Annotated in this window: 1 protein-coding gene; it reads left to right on the forward strand. The window is 52.4% G+C overall.

Annotation, left to right across the window (positions count from 1 at the left end):
• Positions 1-310 (forward strand): hypothetical protein (locus tag E1297_RS48775; RefSeq protein WP_209015523.1); only part of this gene is annotated, 310 nt, incomplete at its 5' end.
• Between the last annotated feature and the right edge of the window lie 43 nt (positions 311-353).

The following is a 353-nucleotide window of genomic DNA, read 5'->3' on the forward strand; positions in this document are numbered from 1 at the left end:
CGGGGGGACAGATACCCTGACCGGTGGCGGTGGGTCAAACACATATGTGCTTGCTGGCGCATCGGTCACAATCACGGACTATGATCCCGACAATGGCGACACGATCATAATCTATGAAACAGATTATGAGGATGCTGGCGGGTACTACTTGTTTTTGTCATCTACCGATGAAGATGGCAACACGGTTATCACCGACATGAGCGGAACGGTCTGGATAACCCTGGAGGGATACACCGGCTCCGCATTCGATGGAGTGACTTGGCATATGGATTCGGACGATCCTCTCGACTTAAGCGATTACGGGGTGTGACCAAACAAGCACCTCTGGAGTTCGTCCCTGTTTCCGGACAGTT

The organism is Roseibium sp. RKSG952 (assembly GCF_009711355.1).